The following is a 19335-nucleotide window of genomic DNA, read 5'->3' on the forward strand; positions in this document are numbered from 1 at the left end:
ATACAGTTCACTCATAGTATAAAGTAGAGCTCAAATTGGATAGAGATAAATGATATTATCTTTTTCTCGCCAATGTGAACAGCATATTACTGTGATGTAAAGAAGTATATAGAAGAATATCAATTCAGAGACATTTATGAGTGCTGAAAGATCGGCAGTAGATAATATTTTTCAACATTTTCTTCTTTCCAAACCGAAAAGCCACTTTTATTTTTAGAAAGGATGTCTTTCCTAAAGTTGGATTACTTTTGAAAAGATCTGATTTCATTACTTATTTAAAAAATCTATGCAAGTGCTTTCAGAAAATTTTGAGCAACTACAGGTATCTCTTTATGTTGTTCTATGTTTCATATTTACGTGCTTTTTTAAGAAATCCTTCTCAAGGTACTCAAGCCTATTTTGCAATTATAGATATGATGATAAAGCCCCATAATATAAAATTCTTAGGGCATCAGAATCTTTGATGTTTATAAAGAAGAAAGATGGCATCGCTATACACTTTGCTCGCTTCTAATGTTGCTACAATCTTTGCCTCTTGAGATGATTTATTAAGAGACATTTTTATTTCTTTAATTCAGCATATCTAGGTTTGAAATAAGAGAATCTTACAATATTCGTTTTTTTTGTTTAGTTTAATAATGATAAATTATTATTATAAATCAATATGTTGCCCGTAAATGACTTGGTGTGAAATGTTTTTTATAAAATGCACATCTTCATAAGAATCTATTCTTTTTATCTTTTGTAATCTTAGGGAGGTTGTACCAATTGATGCTGTTAAAATACTGTTTAAACAGCAAAGTAAATAAGCCTTAAACAAGTTTACGAGATTTGGATTGAGTAAATATAAGTCCTTTTAACTCAACAAGGACGCTTTTGTTGTTTTCAATAAACTCTTGTATTCCATAGATTCAGCGAATTTTAATATGTTTTCCATGATCAATACGCACATACTCTAAAATTTTACCATAGTGTGTGATTTTTTTGATCAGATGGAAGAGGCTAGCAATTTTCACATCTTATCGAGCAGGGCATCGTCATATTCCTTTTTTGAAAAATATAATAATTTATCAGGATGGGCTGCTGAGGTTGGGAGTGGGATATCGGGTTTGAGATAGATAAGCAGGGTTTGATTTTTATGAGTTTTCCTCCCTGTTTTTTGCTTTTTTTAAAGCGCGTGAAATGGTTAACTGACTTATGATTGCTCAACGAGGTGCTATATTTTTTCCTTCACATTGAAATGTAATTCACTCGTATCGTGAATTACGCATTTATTGAAGTTATTATAAAAGAAGCAGCGAGAAGAGAAGGGCATTTGAGTAAAAATGCTTCTTACAAGAGTTTACAAACTGATATATTCAAGAGATTTTTTATAATAGATCTCGCCATACTGCCATTGCTTCTAAGACTTCTCCTAAATGAGCATGTTTTGCGATAACTGTTTCTGCACCAGCTTCTGCAAGTGCATTAGAGTGACCAAGATAGCTATGTGATCCTCCCGTAAAGCCGATGACACGCATGCCCGCTGCTATGGCTGCGTGTACACCATGAAGTGAATCTTCTATAACGATAGTGTTTTGGGGCTCTGCCTGTAATTGTTGTGCGGCAAAAAGGAAAACATCAGGGGCTGGTTTTGTTCTTTTTGTTCCAACTTCAGGTGCTGAAAATATTTTACCTTCAAAAAGGTCATAGAGATCAACTGTGGTGAGCATCTCTTTTATATCTACGCTTTTTGCATTAGAGCAGATACAGTAGGGATAGCGTGTTTGAATAATTTCTACGGCTTCTCTTACATCATCAATAGCCCGTAATTTAGTTTTTATTTGTGTACGAAAAATATTAGTCATCTGATCTATGAGATGAGCGGAAATTGGTTTTTCTGTTTCCTGTTCAACTTGTTTAAGAATATCGCGAAAAATAAGCCCTGCAAAACGCTCACTCAATTCTTCGGGTGATATTTCATATCCTGTTTGTTTGAGCAATTGAGATCCAATTTTTGCTGCAAGATATTCAGAGTCGACGAGAACTCCGTCACAATCAAAAATAATAAGATCTATCTGAGGCATAAGATATTCCTTTACATGTTACGAGATGGACAACTTTCATGAAAACGATATTGAGAGGATCTTATTTCATAAAAATACGCTTTGAAAATGATTCTTAGTTCTTTTACGAAAAAAAAGATATGGGAACAGTACATTGAAAAAAAGAAAAATAAGGTTTCATTCATATGAAAGTTTTTTTACTTAAAAAAACAAAAACAATTATCAATTTTGTAGAAATTTAACGATACGTTTACGCTATTTTGTAAATATGGATTGGTAATGCGGGCCTATAAACTATTTTGGTTGATTATAGGGCAAATTCAGTTAATTTTGTTGGGTTTTTCATGACAGTTATTCAGCTTCAAAAAGATTTTCTTCGTACTCCCTCACAGATGCCATGGCGCAATAAAATTTTTAAAGGAGATTGTGTTTCCGTTCTAGAAAAACTTCCAAAACATTCCGTTGATATGATTTTTGCGGACCCACCCTATAATTTGCAATTGGACGGAGCTTTATACCGTCCAGATCATTCGCTTGTTGATGCGGTTGATGATGCATGGGATCAGTTTGAGAGTTTTGCTGCTTATGATGCTTTTACCCGTGCATGGTTGCTTGCTTGTCGTCGTGTATTAAAACCCAACGGAACACTTTGGGTTATCGGATCTTACCATAATATTTTTCGAGTTGGGACGGCATTACAAGATTTAGGTTTTTGGATGCTTAATGATATTATTTGGCGCAAAAATAATCCGATGCCTAATTTTCGAGGGCGCCGTTTTCAAAATGCCCATGAGACGCTTATTTGGGCCGTGCGAGATCAAAAAGATAAAAAGTACACATTTAATTATGATGCCTTAAAAGCGGCAAATGAAGATCTACAAATGCGTTCAGATTGGCTTTTCCCTCTCTGCACTGGAGCTGAACGTTTAAAGGATGATTCAGGGCGTAAATTACATCCAACACAAAAACCGCAAGCGTTATTAGCGCGTATTATTATGGCCTCTAGTAAACCTGGTGATGTTATTCTTGATCCGTTTTTTGGTTCGGGAACAACAGGTGCTGTTGCCAAGCTTTTAGGGCGTGATTTTGTTGGGATTGAACGCGAGCAAGATTACATTGATGCAGCATGTGAGAGAATTGCAGCGGTTAAACCTTTAGCGCAACCAGAATTAGCGATTTTGGATAGAAAAAAAGCAGAACCGCGCGTAGCATTCAACAGTTTGCTTGAAGCAGGTTTACTCTATCCTGGAGAAGTTCTTTATGATCGTAAGAAGCAAGTATCTGCTATTGTAAGAGCTGATGGTACGATTATGCATGGTGGTGAAGCGGGCTCAATTCACGCAATGGGAAGAAAAGCTCAAGATTCGCAGAGTTGTAATGGTTGGACATTTTGGTATTATGAGGAAAATGGACGGTTGAAGTCCATAGATCATTTAAGAATGATCATACGTTCACAAATGTTAAAAACGGGTGTTTTATGAACTAAGCTAATCGCTTCATTCTAGAGTGATCATCAATGTACCTGATCTTGATTGAGATGGACGTGAGGGCATTTTATGCCTTTCTTAGATGTTTTTTATTAAAACATTAATCTCGCTTGTAGGCGGCGAGCGAGTATTTTTATGCTTTTTGTAGAAGAAATTAAAATGAGAAATTTTCACTCTATGTTCTGATTTTAGTTCCAAAACAGTAAAATTTTAATATAATCTTATAAAAATGAAATATCAAAATTAAAAGGCTCATTCAGAAGCTCAAAATTAAGTGCTTTTTTGAGGTAATATGTGCATCTATAAAGTGCGTAAAATGTATTGGTTTATCAAGATAATTTAGCGTTATTCATATTGAGTTCCCCCCGAATATCGTCAAATTTTCTTATTTCAGACCTGTTTCATATTGAATCAATAAAATTTACTTGCTTGCATGTCATAAGCGGGGTTGGCGTGTGAATAAAATTGTTAAAGAAAGAACTAAAAAGTACCTTTTATGAACCGTTTCAAGTGCCAAGGGTTGTTGTAGGGGGCTGGTAAATATAATGATGGTGCTGACTTGCTCCTTCATAATCACAAAAGGATAGATCCTGAAATTTAAATCTAAGCGTTCTAAGCTTTTTTATCCCTCCTTAATTCTTATCTGTAGAAAAAATTGGTTATTTCATTTTCTTAAGTTTTTCTTTTACAGATCAATAAATGACTTAATAAATGACCGTTAGAGATACAAAAGTCTCCGTTAGAAAACATTTTTACGAATAGGGAAGGTTATTTAAATCTGAAAGAATTGGGAAGTGCTACGGAAATGGCTTTTTTCATAACAGTAGGTAGTGCTTCTTCGGCAAGATGTTGAATATTACACCACCAACCATTTTCACAATTCATTTCATGAATATCCTCAGTATAGTAAACATCGAGTTTTAGAGAAAAGTGAGTAAAAACATGCGTAATTTGTCCTTTGAATTGCCAATTGGCAGTAAAGGGTGCATTTTGGAGCCCATTTTCGTTGTTTATGCCAATATTGTTAGGAATTTGGGTCATTCCACCAAGGAGCTTTTGCGTCTGTCGTTTTTCCAAATAAATTTGTCTCTTTTTATTAAGAGCCACAAAAGCAATACCTGTTTTTGAAGGGCGTTCTTTTTTAGGGGCTTTGACTGGAAAAGATTCCTGTTGTTGCGTCTTTGCTGCTTTACATAAACATTGAAGAGGGCAGGTATAACAAGATGGTTTGCGTGGAGTACAAACTGTTGCTCCTAAATCCATCATTGCTTGAGCAAAGTCACCAGGACGATTTAAAGCAGTAATTTTTTGTGTTTTTTCTTTAATTTCAACTTTTGCTTTTTGTAATATTGAAGTGATAGCAAAAAGGCGCGCTACCACACGTTCGACATTACCATCAACCACTGCTACAGGGTGATTAAAAGCAATTGAAGCAATGGCTGCGGCAGTATAATCTCCAATACCGGCTAGAGTTCGCAATTCTTTTACAGATTGTGGAAATTGTCCCGCGTAGTTTTCAACAAGCTGTTGCGCACATTTTTTAAGATTACGTGCGCGTGAATAATAACCAAGTCCAGCCCATGCTTTCATGATGTCATCTTGTGAGGCTTTTGCTAAAGAGGAAAGATCAGGCCATAGTTTCAGAAACTTTTTAAAATAAGGCTTAACTGTTTCAACGGTTGTTTGTTGAAGCATGATTTCAGAAAGCCAAACTTGATAAGGATCAGGACGGATACCTTGTTTTTGCTTTTCGGGGGTAATCCGCCATGGGAGATGTCTGTGATTTTGATCGTACCAAGCAAGCAGGTGCGAAGAAATTTCATACATGATTGTTTTCAAGCATAGGAAGATATAAAATGCAAAAGAAAAAATTATTTATTTTGTTGATATTTCATAAATTGAGGAGGCAATAATTTTTAGGTGAAACAAATGATTTTAATTTAGTAAGCGATTGAACAATGATCTAAAAATGAGAAAACAACTTAAAAAACATATCTTTTATTCTCTTTCTGAGACGGTATACAAAATACTTGATCCAGTTTTACGCAAACGGACAGGGCTTAATGTAGCACTTATAGAACATTGGCCACAAATTGCGGGCTATGATATCAGTGAACATACAATGCCGCTTAAAATTATTTGGAAACGTCGTGCAGATCAAGATGATGTTTTTCAGCCAGCAACACTTGTTGTCGCATGTGAAGGATTTGCTGCGTTAAAATTGATGCATGAAACAGAGGAATTACTTCATAGAATTAACGGATTTTTTGGCTATATTGCTATTAATCGCATCAAGATTGAGCAAAGGAGTATGTCGGTTTTTATGAATCACTTGCCTCTAAAATCGTCTTTGAGTGAACAAGACAAAAAATGCGTGGGAGAAATGCTTGAAGGAATTGAAGATAAAAGCTTGCGCCAATCACTTTATAAACTTGGCTGTTGCATTTTCTTGGAAAAAAATAATAAATAGAAAGATATTTTATATATTTTTCTTTAATATATGAGAAAGCATTGGATTCTTATTCGTTAATAACAACAGAAAAGTATTATTTATGGTAAAATATCGTTCTTTTTTGTCTTTCGGGATAATTTTTCTCTTCATAACGATTGCACAAAATAGTGTAACAGTTGCTTTAGCGCGTGATCCCAAACCAGTGGCAACTGTTGATATGGAAGAGATTCTCCAATCGGGTAAAGTAAAGGATCGCTTTGAGGGAGAGGCGGATGCACCAGTCGTCATTGTTGAGTATGCTTCGTTGACATGTACCCATTGTGCGCATTTTTATAATGATATACTTCCTCAAATTCGTAAAAAATATATCAAAACAGGAAAAGTAAAACTGATTTTCCGCGATTATGCTTTTGATCCTCGGGCAACAGCAGGTTTTATGTTGGCACAGTGTGCACCAGAAGATCGCTATTTTCCTTTGATAGAAGTTTTATTTCAAAAACAAAATGAATGGGCTTTCGGAAAAGATGCTCTAACACCATTGAAAAAAATTGGCTTAATGGCTGGTTTTACAGATGAAAGTTTTACTGCATGTTTGAAAAATCAAGCCATTTTAGATGAAGTGAATGCATCCTTTGAGCGTGGTAAAAAACTTGGTGTTACAGCAACGCCTACTTTCTTTATTAATGGTAGTAAATATGAAGGTGCCATGAAAGTAGAAGACTTTTTTTCGGTGATTGATAGTTTTCTTAAAAAATGAATCTTAATCTTCCAGAAGATGGATAGTGATACTTTTTGTCATTATCGCTTTTGGAAGGATTAATAGTATGCATTTATGAAGCAATATTTTTTGTTAAGCCGATTTTGAATCAAATCATTACTTTTAGTGAGCCTAGGTTGAATGATGTTTTGATGCTGATATGGGAGGATTTGTACAATGAAAAAATGGGTTTATAGTTTTGGAGATGGAAAGGCAGAAGGAAGTGCAAGTGAACGTAACTTTCTCGGAGGTAAAGGGGCTAATTTGGCAGAAATGAGTAATCTTGGTTTGCCCGTACCACCCGGATTTACGCTGACAACAGAAGTTTGTAATTTTTATTATGCCCATGACAAATCATATCCAGAAGAGCTACAGGAATCTGTTAAGCAAGCACTAAGACGCATTGGTGAACAAACAGGACGTGAATTTGGGAGTGAGCAAAAGCCACTTTTGCTTTCTGTTCGTTCAGGGGCTAGGGCTTCTATGCCAGGGATGATGGATACAGTGCTTAACCTTGGCATGAATGATGAGACTGTAAAAGCCATTGCTTTACAAGCTAATAATGAACGTTTTGCTTATGATAGTTATCGGCGTTTTATCCAAATGTATTCTAACGTTGTTTTGGGGTTAGATCATTCGTATTTTGAAGAAATTCTTGATGAAGCAAAAGTACGCAATGGTTACACTATTGATACAGAAATGACAGCAGATGATTGGAAAGATGTTATTATTTCTTATAAAGCATACGTTGAAGAAAAATTAGGGAAACCTTTTCCGCAAGATCCTGAACAACAATTGTGGGGAGCAATTGGAGCGGTTTTTTCAAGTTGGATGACAGCACGCGCAGTCACTTATCGTCGTTTACATAATATTCCTGAAAGTTGGGGAACGGCAGTTAATGTGCAAGCTATGGTTTTTGGCAATATGGGTGAGGATTCAGCAACGGGCGTTGCTTTTACACGCAATCCATCAACAGGGAAAAAAGAACTTTATGGTGAATTTTTAGTTAATGCGCAAGGGGAAGATGTTGTGGCGGGCATTCGAACGCCTCAAAATATTACAGAAAATGCGCGTATTGTTGCTGGTTCAAATAGGCCGTCATTAGAAAAAATTATGCCTGAGGCTTTTTTGAAATTATGTCAGATAGCGCAGAAGCTTGAGCAGCATTATCGGGATATGCAAGATCTCGAATTTACCATTGAAAAAGGTAAATTATGGATGCTTCAGACTCGTTCAGGAAAACGCACGGCTCGTGCGGCTCTCAAGATAGCAATTGAAATGGTTGAAGAGGGGTTAATAAGCCATGAAGAGGCTGTGATGCGTATTGATGCAAAGTCGCTTGACCAACTTTTGCATCCAACACTTGATCCCAAAGCAGAACGTTTTGTTATAGGACGTGGTTTACCTGCTTCTCCTGGAGCCGCAACTGGTGAAATTGTTTTTACTTCAGAAGAGGCAGAAACTGTGTCGGCGGAAGGTCGCAAGGTTATTTTGGTCCGTGTAGAAACAAGCCCAGAAGATATTCATGGTATGCATGCTGCAGAAGGAATTTTAACAACGCGTGGCGGTATGACAAGTCACGCTGCTGTTGTTGCGCGGGGGATGGGAAAACCATGTATTTCTGGTGCTGGCAGTGTGCGGATTGATTATAACACAAATACGCTGTTTGCTTCAGGAGAAAGCTTTAAAAAAGGTGATGTTATCACAATTGATGGTGGAAGTGGAGAAATTTTCAAAGGGAAAGTTGCAATGTTGCAGCCTCAGCTTTGCGGAGACTTTGCAAAATTAATGGAATGGGCTGATGGGATGCGGCGTCTCAAAGTTCGCGCTAATGCTGATACACCATCTGATGCCCGTATGGGGCGCTCTTTTGGGGCTGAAGGTATAGGTCTTTGCCGTACGGAGCATATGTTTTTTTCTGATGAACGTATCGTTGCCATGCGTGAAATGATTTTAAGTCATGATGAAAATGGTCGTCGTAAAGCACTGGATAAGCTTTTGCCAATGCAGCGTTCAGATTTTAGTGAATTATTTGAAATTATGTGTGGTTTACCTGTTACTATCCGCTTGCTAGATCCACCATTACATGAATTTTTACCTAAAACGAAAACAGAAATTCTTGATGTTGCAACAGCTATGGGTGTTTCTGCTGAAGTGCTTGCTGAACGCGCTCAGCAGTTGCACGAATTTAATCCTATGCTTGGATTACGTGGATGCCGTTTAGCTATTACTTATCCTGAAATTGCAGAAATGCAAGCGCGGGCGATTTTTGAAGCAGCAGCAGAAGCTGCCCAAAAATCTGGATCTCCTGTTATGCTTGAAATTATGGTGCCACTTGTTGCGCTTAAATCTGAACTCGATTTTGTAAAAGCACGTATTGATCAGGTTGCTGAGGAAGTGATGAAAGAAAAGGGAAGCACTATTCAATATATGGTTGGGACGATGATTGAGCTTCCAAGGGCGGCGCTTCGAGCAGATGAAATTGCTGAAACTGCTGAATTTTTTTCATTTGGAACAAACGATTTGACACAAACCACTTTTGGGATTTCCCGTGATGATGCTGCTCCTTTTTTGGCAACCTATTTTCAAAAAGGTCTTTTAGAGCAAGATCCTTTCGTGTCTATTGACCGTGATGGAGTAGGAGAACTTATTACCATTGCTGCACAGCGTGGACGATCAAAGCGTGCAAAAATAAAATTGGGAATTTGCGGTGAACATGGAGGCGATCCGGCCTCTATTGCTTTATGCGAAGAAAATAACCTAGATTATGTTTCGTGTTCTCCTTTTCGAGTACCAATTGCTCGTTTAGCAGCAGCCCAGGCCGCAATAGCAAAAAGGATATAATGGGTTAATATTTTTTTGTTGTATAGTTATTACTGAAATAATTTTTTATATATTCTTTTATTTTCTTTAATAAAGGAAATAAAATTGCTTCTAAAATGCACGATAAGTTATGTTACGCGAGAAAGTGTATTTTTGAGAGGTTTATGAGAGAAAATATAAAGCAGGATAGACAAAGATGTATTATTAATACACTTTCTATTGACGAACCTCTTGATAGAGAGAAACGTGTTATTGTGCAGTCAATTTACACGTTTGCTTTTTTATAGGGGAATGGACTCCTCACGCAAAATAGAATGTTCCAAACAAATGCATTTTTTTGCACATCATGCTGTTTGAGATAGACATCTCTCAGTGGATGCTCCATTTCACATTGACATTCGTGGAATGGGGATTATGTAAAACTCCCCGTAAGTTTATAAAAATCTTCCCAAAGTATATAAACTCTACTATGTGCTATCATCTTTACATTCCTGAAGGAATATCAAAGTTATACAATGTCTTGATTTATAATGATAATTTTTTATTTCTCATATTGAACGAAAGCTGTAAATATCACAAGATTTTCTCATTTCAACTTCTTTGATAATGAATCAATTAAAACCATGTTTTTTGCATATTACAGGCGGAATTAGCGTCTATGGATAAAAAAATAAAGCAATGATATGCTTCTTCAAGTGTCAAGAGCTGTCACAAATTGAAGGTAGGTACAGTGTGTAATGGTGCCGGTTTGCTTCTTCACAAGCGTAAAGAGGATAGCGCACAGAGAAGGCTGCTATTATTATTCACGGGCCGTTGTTGCGAAATGGGCTTGGGTGCTTTAGAAATATTTTTTTAAGAAAGCTCGTGAATGGCAATCCACGTATATTCCGTTTAGGAAATTTTGTTTTACGTGAGGGGGGGGGGGAGCCCAAAAAGACGCGAGCTAAATAAAAGCATGAGGCAATAGGTAATCTCCATTATTGTAAAGACATTGCTTTAGATGTCTTTGAAAGTCGTAAAGCTAAATTAAAAGGAAATGGCAAAGATGAAAACTGGTTTCTACCCTTAAAATTTCATATTCTTCCCAAATTAGACTGTCTCTCTGTTTCAGAGATTATATAAACAGAGATGCGCAATGTCCTTGCCTCCATTTGGCATATAAAAGCTATAACAGTTGAGAAAGCACTACACTGTCTTAACATTTGCTTCAAACATACTGCTGCGTTAGGTTCGGATGTTGATTTTTAGACGACACCAAAAGCACACGCTCTCTTCGAAAACAACGTCATAAAACACAAAACTTCCCAGCAATAGATTAGAGAGAAGTGCCGGTTTTTTATCAGACACTTTGCAAAAAAAACAAGCATAACACAACTAGCTTTACGTCTACTTATCCTTACAGGTGTTTGCACAAATTCTTTGCGTCATATTTATAAAGATCAAATTGACTATAAGATATGGACAATTCGTGGCTCGAGAATATGAAAGGTTTACATGATACTACAATAAAATTTCGTGTCCTTTTATCATCAGAAGTAATAAAAATGCTAGAACAAGTGCGTTTGTTATTTTGCAATATTTTTTTCTGCAATTGGTTGTGGTTTTCTTACAGCAAATTGTATGGCGCAATATATAATGTGTAAGAAAACCATTCTGATTGAATATAAGAGGGCTTGAGATGAAGGAATGTTTGGGGGGCATTAAACAAGCGAAAGATGAATTATCATTATAAATTAAGAGATTATTTTTATAGTATAGATGATTAGCCTCAATTTAATAAACCAATTTCGCGCATTTTCATTAAAATTGTGTGATTAATTTTACCTGTTACAGGAAGATCAAACATTTTTTGAAACTGTTTTAAGGCTTCTATCGTCTTTTGATCTTCTATTCCTGTGACAATAACCTCTTCATTCCCAAAAATATGTAAAGCTTTTTGCACTTGTATAATATCTTCGACAGCAGGCTCTGAAATAGCTTCTTTTAAGTGCGTCATATTTTTTGTATTTTTTGTTTCTATTTCGCTCTGCTTAATTAATATCGCAATTTCATCTGTTGCGGGATTAGATAGAGCATTCTTTTGCATTCTCTGAGCAGTTTGTTGTTTCCATAAAGTGATAGCTCGGCGTGTTTTAGGTCCTTCCAGTCCATCTAAAGGTCCATCATAGAGTCCTAATTTTGCTAGTTCTTTTTGCTTTTCCAGAATGCTTGCTGATTGAGGAGGTAAAGGTGAATTTGTATGGTGATGACTTGGAGAATGTAGAGAAGTTACACGAGAGAGTTCTTGTGATTTTGCTTCTTTTTCCAATAAAGCAGAGCTCTTCCCTATACTTTGAACGGAGGAAAATTTCATTTGAGTTAAAATATTTTGATGCGTTGTCATTTGCGAAAATAAAGCATTAAATGAAATAAATAAAAAACTAATGCTAAAAAGAAGAGATCCAACAAAAAATAAAGTATTTTTTCGTGTATAGAAATAAAGAGTTTTTGCTATCCAAAAAATAAAATGAAAAATTATAAGAAGAAGTGTTATAACAATACTACTATAGTATTTACGGTGTTTTACAGTTTTTTTTCGGGTCGTCTTTCGTTTTGTTGTCATCATTTTTATTTTCAGTTGCGTTTATGTTTCACAAAGAAACGAATGCAAATTAGTTCTTACTTTTCGCTAGAGAGAAATGCATTTACATTATTGTTTTTTCCTTTCAAACTCCTAGAATAAGCAGCTTCATTCTATCAATGTATAAGTTGATCAATCAACAAGAGCTCTTATCAATTTTTATTAATTTCAGATTTTACAAATCTTTCAATATGTATAAAGAGAACATCGAATGATTAACGTTCAAGAGCATTTTAGTGTTTGCAAACTGCATTATCACATATAATCATCTCAATAATAATATCACGTTATTCTTCATTTTTGGCGCAGATGTTTGCCTATCATTTAAAAACAAGTTAGAGACTATTTTTCTATAACGTTAAAAAGATAAGAGTCATTATATTCTTTACAATTTACATATATAGGGTTACTTTTCTGTAAACGGTTTGGTGAGAATACTGGTCTCTTAAGGTTATTATATTTTAGTGGAGTTACTTTTGTATCAATTAAATTGATGTTTACAATGTTATAGAAAAACTTGTCTTGAGATCTTGAGATGGAGTTATAAGAGATGAAGCTATTGTTTGATCTTTTGATCGACATATTGATCATGTTGGTGATGTTCTAGTAAAAATTTTATAGATAATATAAATATTTTATCACTACTAGAGTCAGAATAACAGAGTCTGACTCTTTTTAGCCTTTTCAACTAAGCTAAGATGATGAACTATTATTTAAAATAAGTATGTACACAATATAGAAAAGAAATTGGACTCTGTGTTTAATCCTTATCTCATTGCTACACTTTCTTGTGGAATAAAAGGTTATAAATGTGGGGAGTACATTTCTTAACTCTTATGCACGATCATGGTTATATCTCTCATTTTTTATCATGGTATGTTCATTAATATGATCAGCCTGTAAGTGTATAATTGGGATGTTAAATTTTTACTGAATAGACAATGTATCCCATTTTATACAGCGGCATTGTGCCATATTTATAAAAAAGCCAATGATATAGATCCAATAAATGAATACTCAATTTTATAAAAAACAAATTTTATAAATTGTTTATAAAGAAACAGTGTATAAAATGCTTCTTTTATTGTATTTACCACTGCGGTACATTGATTGCCCATGATACGTTTTTTAATCAAATTATCATTTTTTTTATTTTTTATTTTTGTCATTATTTCATTTTTTGTAGCAAATCCAAGCAGTGACCATTCTTCTAGCCCCAAAAATAATGAAACAACAACGAGCGATGTGATTAGTGCATTTAAAGAAGCTTTAAATGACCTAGGAGCATTTTGTGACCGTAATATAGAAACCTGCAAAGTAGGAAAATCATTTTTAAGTTCACTTGGTGAACGCGCATATTACGGTGCAAGAGCTGCTTATGAATATTTAGGCAACATATTAGGGAAAAACAATAATATCAGAGATTTCCCCTAATGTTTCTTGTAAAATCGCAATACAAGAGTTCTTACAAAACCATACAATGTTATCTTGAAATAAGGATTTTTAACGTTCTTCGTGTTATTTATGTTAGGAAGAATAAATATTTATTTTTTATAAGTGTATTTAAGAATGATTATTCAAACGAAACAGGACTAAAATAATGGCGGAAACAATTGGTAATATCATAGAGAATTTTTCGCTTTTGGATAATTGGGAAGACCGTTATCGTTATGTCATTGAGCTTGGCCATGAATTGCCACCTTTTCCGGAAAGCGCTCGAAACGATGCTCACAAAGTTCCTGGTTGTGTTAGCCAAGTGTGGCTTTTATCTTCACGTAATAACTCAGAAGATCCAATATTGACGTTTCAAGGTGATTCCGATGCTCATATTGTGCGTGGACTCATTTACATACTTCTTGCTTTTTATTCAGGCAAAAAAGCTTCTGAAATTCGCAATTCCGATGCTCAAGAGCTCTTTGAAAAACTTGGTTTAAATGAAAATCTTACACCACAACGATCAAATGGTCTGAAATCAATGATTAAACGGATTCGTAACGAAAGCTATGTATAATCCCCTTGATAGAAATTGCTATATATACAAAAGCTTCACACAAAACATGTATACTGAAATCAAATTTATACACGAAACCATTTTTTCGCAAAATAAGATTATTTAGTTTTTTTCCGTTTACTTTTGCGTCCAAGACCCATTTCTTTGGCCAAAGCTGATCGTGTTTTTGCATAATTAGGCGCCACCATAGGATAAGAACTATCTAACTGCCATTTTTCACGATACTCCTCTGGCAACATTCCATAATGTGTCATGAGATGACGCTTTAGAGATTTAAATTTTTTCCCATCTTCAAGGCAAATGAGATAATCAGGAAATACTGAACGCTTTGGATTAACGGCAGGCCTTTGTTTTTCAACTTCGACTTCTGTTAACTCTAGATTCCCTGCTTTACGAAAAGCAGCATGGACATCAGCAATTAAACTTGGCACTTCAGTCGGTCGAATAGAATTATTACTCACGTAGGCAGCAACAATATCAGCAACCAATGTAATAACTAAATTGCTTTCAGTCTCTAAGACTGCACGATGTTCCATTCTTGTTTCCTTTAATTTAAAATTGAGTAATTCAAAATCGAGATATAGTGCATATACTCATGATATAAAGATCTCATGCACATGAGCTTCATATTGTACAAAAATCTTTTTTGTCAATTCAATTATTCTATAAAATTGCCAAAACACAAAAAAATCAAATAAATACCTCTTTTTTGTCATAATATAAAATAAGAAAAACGAAATTATTACATGCTAAAATATATTTTTATCCTATAACATATCATACATAACATACAATACATCACAAATATAAAAAAATATAGGATAAAATTTATTTATTTTTTTTGAGAACGTAAAAATAAAATTACTAATTGTAAAAATATAATATATAAATTAGTATTTTTTATTTTGAATACTTATAATTTAGCAATTTTATTTTTACTAAATTTTAAATTTATTTTTATTATTTATATTTATTAAATTTAATAATAAATAACATACTATATTATAAATAAGACACAACAGCATTACTTATAATATAAAACTATTCATTAAAACGACATAGAATATTTTTATGTTTTATACATTAATAAAAATACTTTAAATATAGTTATTACTTTCTATAAAATTATAAGATTATACTGTTTCAAAAAAAATCAATTCTTTTTCTCATAGTTTAATTGTCTTACCAATCACTTTCATTATAAAAGTGGTATTATATCCCTAGAAAACAATAGCTGTGATATGTAATGGACAGAAAGGTATTAGTTTTAAAAATTATCATGGCGCTATTTTTACAAGTGAATAGAACTTATAGATTTTTACACTTGCATCAATAATTATGATTCTAACATATAAACGAAGCTGTTAACATATTTTAATATAGGATTGTGTATGACCCGCACTTTTGCAATTCCTCCCAAAGCATTTAGAATCACTCATAAGGAAATATATCATGGTATTTTTCGTGATGATCCCTATCATTGGCTACGTGCGTCTAACTGGCAAGATGTTTTTAAAAATCCTAACTGTCTTGATCCAAATATTCGACATTATCTTGAAAAAGAAAATGCTTATCAATCAGCTCAAATGGCTGATACAAAACCATTACGAGATTTGCTTTTTACCGAAATGAAAAACAGGATCCAAGAGAATGATAGTTCTGTTCCTATAAAACATGGCCCTTTTGCTTACGGATTCTCTTATGTTACCGGAGGTCAACAACCGCATTATTTTCGGACACCAAGGAATGGCGGAGAAAAAACCGTTTACCTTAACGGTGATGTCTTGGCAGAAGGCAAAGAATATTTCAAATTTGGTTCAGTTCAAGAATCTCCTGACCATACACATGTGGTATGGACCTATGATGACAAAGGATCAGAATTCTATGCAGCTAAAATTCGTAATTTTGAGACATTGTCTGACTGTATGGATACAATTACTGATACATCTGGTCAAATTGTATGGGATGCTAGATCTGAAGGTTTTTTCTATACTAAAATGGATAAAAATCACCGACCTTCAGAGCTCTATTATCACCGATTAAACACTGATCAATCACAAGATAAGCTTATTTTTCGCGAAGACAATCCAGGTTTTTTCTTAGATGTAAGCGGCTCTAAGCTTAATGATATTATTTATATTAATATTCATGATCATGAAACATCAGAGATCTGGTTGATTCCTGCTGAGGCGCCTTTTACTACTCCCCAATGTGTACGGAAACGACAAAAAGGTATTGAATATTCACTTACAGAAGGTGGTGATGTCTTTTATATTCTGACCAATCTAGATAATGCAAAAGATTTCAAAATTATGGTAGCGCCATATACATCTCCACAATCAGAAAATTGGTCTGAGTTTGTCCCACATCAGCTTGGGTGCCTAATATTATCCCATGATGCTTATCAAGATTTTCTTGTCTGGATCGAACGTTTTGAGGGGCTTCCACGTATAAAAGTAATGGAACGTACCACTAAAAAAGTTAATTCCATTGCTTTTACTGAAGAGGCTTATTCTTTAGGTCTACAAGGGGTTGCAGAATATAACAGTCCAACTATTCGTTTTTCCTATTCGTCTATGACAACACCTGATCAAGTGTTTGATTATGAGATGAAAAGTCGTAAACGAATGCTTTTAAAAACGCAAATAATTCCCTCTGGGCATAATAAAGATGCATATGTAACACGACGTATTACAGCAATAGCAGACGATGGTGAGAAGATTCCTATTTCACTTTTTTATCACAAAAACACTCCTCTTGATGGTGGTGCGCCTTGTCTTCTTTACGGTTATGGTGCTTATGGGATCTCTATTCCTGCCAGTTTTAATAGTAATGTACTTTCTCTAGTAAACAGGGGTTTTATTTACGCGATTGCTCATATTCGCGGAGGAAAAGAAAAGGGAGTAGAATGGTATGAGAAAGGAAAACATCTCTTTAAGCACAATACATTTACAGATTTTATTGCTTGTGGACGTTACCTTGTAAACAATAAATTCACTTCTCACAACCGGCTTATTGCTTATGGTGGTTCAGCAGGGGGGATGTTGATGGGAGCCATTGCCAATATAGCTCCACAGGATTTTGCTGGAATCGTAGCGAATGTGCCTTTTGTTGATGTCTTAGCGACAATGTTAGATGCTTCATTGCCACTCACACCTCCAGAATGGGCCGAATGGGGGAATCCTCTTGAATCAGAAGAAGATTATAAGCTTATTGCTTCCTATTCACCCTACGATAATGTCAAAGCTCAAAACCATCCCCCTATACTTGTGATGGCAGGATTAACAGATCCTCGTGTAACTTACTGGGAGCCTGCAAAATGGGTGGCAAAATTACGAGACTTAAAAACAGACGATAATGCAATTTTATTACGTATTAATATGGATTCGGGGCACGCTGGTGCAGCTGGACGTTTTTCAAAGCTAGAAGAAGTTGCCTATATCTATGCATATATTCTCAAGATAGCAGGAAAAGGCTGTTGCTAATCCATAATATCTTTGTTTGAAAGTCCCCGATAATTTATTGGATTATAGGGACTTTCATACACTAAAAAAATTATCTAGATAGCTTAAAATTCACATTCTTCATAAAGTTTCAAAACATAGTCCCAATTAATTAAATGGTCTACAAAGGATTCGAGGTACTTCGGTCGAGCATTGCGATAATCAATGTAATAGGAATGTTCCCACACATCGACACCCAAAATAGGTCGGGCATTGTGAATTAAGGGATTTTCGCCATTAGGCGTTTTCATAATTTCAAGCTTGCCATCTTTAACAGCAACCCATGCCCATCCAGAACCAAATTGGGCACTAGCAGCAGCAATAAAATCAGCGCGGAATTTGTCGTAACCACCTAGATCAGCGTCAATAGCTTTTGCTAACTTTTCAGGAAGTTTTTGACCACCACCATCTTTTTTCATCCAAAGCCAAAAGTGGTTATGATTGTAATACTGTGCTGCATTATTAAACAAACCAATATTTTTTCCAAAACTTTTTTTAACAATATCTTCAAGGCTTTCATTTTCTAAGCCTAACTCCTTCACAAAATTATTGGTATTGTTAAGATAAGCGAGGTGATGCTTATCATGATGATATTCAAGCGTTTCGCGTGACATATAAGGTGAAAGGGCATCGTAATCATAAGGCAACGGGGGCAATTCAAAAGCCATTTAAAAATCTCCTCGATTCTAATTGTTAAGCTTATTTCATAAGTCTAATTTGCCATTTACAGAATTTAAAAGCAAATGTTGAATACCTATTTTGTATGAAATTAATTTTAATGTCTCTCTTTTTATAAAAGGAGCTTTTAGGAAATGTATGCCAATCAATCAAAAAAGGCATTAGTCTATATAAAGATTGTTTCTGAAGATTTTTTACATCTATGAACCGATAAAAATATCATTATCTTTTGAATAAAAAGTAAATAGAAATAGCTATTATCCCTTGTTCTTATATCTTTATTTTTTCAAATGCCAGATAAAATATTTTTAATTTTTGCAAAACTCTTCTAACCTATTAAGTGTGTCATAGTGTTTGCAATAGAATATTTAAGTGTTATTTTTAGGAGATATTTTTCAATGTGCTTGATTTCATTTTATGGCGCTACTCATGAATAATATAATGTAAAAACCAGTGGACATTATCATCTTTACGCTTAATGAAAGAGCACAGCAACTATCACACACTTTACCAGTTTTCAATATGGTGACAGCTTTTATCTTAATGAAGCAAGATGAGATTGGAATATATCAAGAAAAGTAAATCATATGCTAATTTATTAGATACATGAGTAAACTACAAGATTTTCATTTTCTGTTCCTAAAAAATCAATACAAAGAGCAAAATAATTGGTGGATAAATGTTTTCTATTTGTGTTAAAAGCACAACTGTATATCAGTTTCTGCTACGAATTTGTATCGATGCAATGCCATATAAGATTCAGGCACTTTATGATAAATCAGGCACTTTATGATAAAAAAGTAAGGTCTTTGATTTTCAGATATTGCGTCCAATCACAGGAATCGCTATAAGGTGCAAGAGTCGCTATAAAGCGTGTTTTTTTGGGGTATAGCCAAGCGGTAAGGCACCGGTTTTTGGTACCGGCATTCCCTGGTTCGAATCCAGGTACCCCAGCCAAT

The 19335-nt window shown here is 34.7% G+C and carries 12 protein-coding genes and 1 tRNA gene; 8 read left to right on the forward strand and 5 right to left on the reverse strand.

Annotated elements, in window-relative coordinates; genetic code table 11:
- Window positions 1–1370: 1370 nt before the first annotated feature.
- Window positions 1371–2066, reverse strand: a complete 696-nt coding sequence (locus tag U736_RS0102730) for an HAD family hydrolase (RefSeq protein WP_012754839.1) — start codon at window positions 2064–2066, stop codon at window positions 1371–1373.
- Window positions 2067–2437: 371 nt separating this feature from the next.
- Here U736_RS0102730 and U736_RS0102735 point away from each other — a divergent pair, with 371 nt between their 5' ends.
- Complete coding sequence (locus U736_RS0102735) at window positions 2438–3526, forward strand: site-specific DNA-methyltransferase (RefSeq protein ID WP_372440009.1); 1089 nt, start codon at window positions 2438–2440, stop codon at window positions 3524–3526.
- Between the two features lie 774 nt (window positions 3527–4300).
- Here the strand turns inward: U736_RS0102735 and mutY are convergent.
- Window positions 4301–5359, reverse strand: a complete 1059-nt coding sequence (gene mutY, locus U736_RS0102740) for an A/G-specific adenine glycosylase (protein ID WP_012754841.1) — start codon at window positions 5357–5359, stop codon at window positions 4301–4303.
- Window positions 5360–5501: 142 nt separating this feature from the next.
- Between mutY and U736_RS0102745 the strand changes: the two genes are divergently transcribed.
- The 3 genes from U736_RS0102745 (at window position 5502) to ppdK (ending at window position 9585) form a co-directional block, all read left to right on the forward strand.
- Window positions 5502–6002 (forward strand): DUF721 domain-containing protein, encoded by a 501-nt coding sequence (locus tag U736_RS0102745; protein WP_012754842.1) that lies wholly within the window; start codon window positions 5502–5504, stop codon window positions 6000–6002.
- An 82-nt stretch (window positions 6003–6084) separates the two neighbouring features.
- Entirely contained in the window at window positions 6085–6741 is a 657-nt protein-coding gene (locus U736_RS0102750) for a DsbA family protein (protein WP_012754843.1), read from the forward strand.
- Between the two features lie 177 nt (window positions 6742–6918).
- Window positions 6919–9585, forward strand: coding sequence for a pyruvate, phosphate dikinase (gene ppdK, locus U736_RS0102755; protein WP_012754844.1), 2667 nt, complete (start codon window positions 6919–6921; stop codon window positions 9583–9585).
- Window positions 9586–11332: 1747 nt separating this feature from the next.
- On the opposite strand, the gene U736_RS0102760 is transcribed toward ppdK, so the two are convergent.
- The gene (locus U736_RS0102760) at window positions 11333–12166 is read right to left on the reverse strand and encodes a peptidoglycan-binding domain-containing protein (protein ID WP_026500272.1); all 834 of its coding nucleotides are present in this window, start codon (window positions 12164–12166) and stop codon (window positions 11333–11335) included.
- 1134 nt (window positions 12167–13300) lie between these two features.
- Here U736_RS0102760 and U736_RS11725 point away from each other — a divergent pair.
- A complete protein-coding gene (locus U736_RS11725; protein WP_012754846.1) occupies window positions 13301–13618 on the forward strand; it encodes a DUF5330 domain-containing protein in 318 nt (105 codons plus the stop codon).
- A gap of 166 nt (window positions 13619–13784) precedes the next feature.
- Window positions 13785–14195: a SufE family protein gene (locus tag U736_RS0102770; protein WP_012754847.1), complete on the forward strand. Its 411-nt coding sequence runs from the start codon at window positions 13785–13787 to the stop codon at window positions 14193–14195.
- 98 nt (window positions 14196–14293) lie between these two features.
- On the opposite strand, the gene U736_RS0102775 is transcribed toward U736_RS0102770, so the two are convergent.
- Entirely contained in the window at window positions 14294–14731 is a 438-nt protein-coding gene (locus U736_RS0102775; protein WP_012754848.1) for a Ros/MucR family transcriptional regulator, read from the reverse strand.
- Between the two features lie 855 nt (window positions 14732–15586).
- Here U736_RS0102775 and U736_RS0102780 point away from each other — a divergent pair.
- Window positions 15587–17680, forward strand: a complete 2094-nt coding sequence (locus U736_RS0102780) for a S9 family peptidase (protein ID WP_026500274.1) — start codon at window positions 15587–15589, stop codon at window positions 17678–17680.
- A gap of 83 nt (window positions 17681–17763) precedes the next feature.
- On the opposite strand, the gene U736_RS0102785 is transcribed toward U736_RS0102780, so the two are convergent.
- The gene (locus U736_RS0102785; RefSeq protein ID WP_012754850.1) at window positions 17764–18366 is read right to left on the reverse strand and encodes a superoxide dismutase; all 603 of its coding nucleotides are present in this window, start codon (window positions 18364–18366) and stop codon (window positions 17764–17766) included.
- A gap of 892 nt (window positions 18367–19258) precedes the next feature.
- Here U736_RS0102785 and U736_RS0102790 point away from each other — a divergent pair.
- Window positions 19259–19333: transfer RNA gene (locus tag U736_RS0102790), tRNA-Gln, on the forward strand.
- Window positions 19334–19335: the final 2 nt, after the last annotated feature.

The organism is Bartonella grahamii ATCC 700132 (assembly GCF_000518085.1).
GTDB lineage: Bacteria > Pseudomonadota > Alphaproteobacteria > Rhizobiales > Rhizobiaceae > Bartonella > Bartonella grahamii.

Bases quoted from the DNA above. Each gene is read 5' to 3' on its own strand.
- U736_RS0102730 (WP_012754839.1), bottom strand. From the start codon at position 2,066: ATGCCTCAGATAGATCTTATTATTTTTGATTGTGACGGAGTTCTCGTC.
- U736_RS0102735 (WP_372440009.1), top strand. From the start codon at position 2,438: ATGCCATGGCGCAATAAAATTTTTAAAGGAGATTGTGTTTCCGTTCTA.
- mutY (WP_012754841.1), bottom strand. From the start codon at position 5,359: ATGTATGAAATTTCTTCGCACCTGCTTGCTTGGTACGATCAAAATCAC.
- U736_RS0102745 (WP_012754842.1), top strand. From the start codon at position 5,502: ATGAGAAAACAACTTAAAAAACATATCTTTTATTCTCTTTCTGAGACG.
- U736_RS0102750 (WP_012754843.1), top strand. From the start codon at position 6,085: ATGGTAAAATATCGTTCTTTTTTGTCTTTCGGGATAATTTTTCTCTTC.
- ppdK (WP_012754844.1), top strand. From the start codon at position 6,919: ATGAAAAAATGGGTTTATAGTTTTGGAGATGGAAAGGCAGAAGGAAGT.
- U736_RS0102760 (WP_026500272.1), bottom strand. From the start codon at position 12,166: ATGACAACAAAACGAAAGACGACCCGAAAAAAAACTGTAAAACACCGT.
- U736_RS11725 (WP_012754846.1), top strand. From the start codon at position 13,301: ATGATACGTTTTTTAATCAAATTATCATTTTTTTTATTTTTTATTTTT.
- U736_RS0102770 (WP_012754847.1), top strand. From the start codon at position 13,785: ATGGCGGAAACAATTGGTAATATCATAGAGAATTTTTCGCTTTTGGAT.
- U736_RS0102775 (WP_012754848.1), bottom strand. From the start codon at position 14,731: ATGGAACATCGTGCAGTCTTAGAGACTGAAAGCAATTTAGTTATTACA.
- U736_RS0102780 (WP_026500274.1), top strand. From the start codon at position 15,587: ATGACCCGCACTTTTGCAATTCCTCCCAAAGCATTTAGAATCACTCAT.
- U736_RS0102785 (WP_012754850.1), bottom strand. From the start codon at position 18,366: ATGGCTTTTGAATTGCCCCCGTTGCCTTATGATTACGATGCCCTTTCA.